General features: G+C 65.7%; 2 protein-coding genes. Both read right to left on the reverse strand.

All coding sequences use genetic code 11. The annotated features are described in order from the left end of the window. A partial coding sequence (locus U4Y88_RS37560) for a sulfatase-like hydrolase/transferase (protein ID WP_321790123.1) occupies positions 1-242 on the reverse strand: 242 nt, incomplete at its 3' end. A gap of 97 nt (positions 243-339) precedes the next feature. Further along, a partial coding sequence (locus U4Y88_RS37565) for a formylglycine-generating enzyme family protein (RefSeq protein WP_321790125.1) occupies positions 340-934 on the reverse strand: 595 nt, incomplete at its 5' end.

Genomic DNA, 934 nt, shown 5'->3' on the forward strand with positions numbered 1-934 from the left:
CCGGGCAAGCCGACCTTGGTCAGCCCCGTGCGCAGTCCGCATTGTCCCGTGATGAACGACGCGCGGCCCGCCGTGCAGCTCTGCTCGCCGTAGTAGTCGGTGAACACCGCGCCCGCCTCGCCGATGCTGTCGATGTTGGGCGTGCGGTAGCCCATCAGCCCCTTGGTGAAGATGCTGAGATTGGACTGGCCGATGTCGTCGCCCCAGAGGATCAGGAAGTTGGGTTTCTTCTTGCCCGCCATGGAACACTCCTTTGTGTAGAGCTACCGCAGCCGGTAGCGGATCGCCTCCGTCGCCCGTCGCCGACGGGTTGTCAGGAGGCCGTTTCTCCCGAGGGGTTCAGCCCGGATCGCGATCGCGGATGACGCAACGAAATCCCACGTGGCACGTGGACGTATCGACGGGCTGCGCCATGCGCGCGGCGGGCCGATAGCGCCGGCAGTAGTTGGGCGCGCACAGGTACGAGCCGCCCTTCATGACCTTGCGCGGAATCTTGACCTGAGGCGAGCGCGGATCGACGCTGGCTTCCACATTCGCGCCGCGCGGGTTATCGAGCGTGCAGCACGCCTTCACGATCTTGCCGTGGTCCTGATACCAGTCGCTGGTCCATTCCCAGACGTTGCCCGCCATGTCGTAGAGGCCGTAGCCGTTGGGTGCGAACGATCCGACTGGCGCGGTCCATTCGTAGCCGTCTTCGAGCAGGTTCTGCCACGGAAATTCGCCTTGCCACGTGTTGGCCATCGGCTTGCCTTGCGGCATGAGTTCGTCGCCCCAGACGAATTCCGCGCCGTCGAGCCCGCCGCGCGCGGCGAATTCCCATTCGGCTTCGGTGGGCAGATCCTTGCCGGCCCAGCGCGCATAGGCGGCCGCGTCTTCATAGGAGACGTGCACGACCGGATGATCGGCGAGACCGTCGAGCGAACTCGCGGGGCCG

The sequence above is a fragment of the Paraburkholderia sp. J94 genome (assembly GCF_905220285.1).
Taxonomy (GTDB): domain Bacteria; phylum Pseudomonadota; class Gammaproteobacteria; order Burkholderiales; family Burkholderiaceae; genus Paraburkholderia; species Paraburkholderia tropica_A.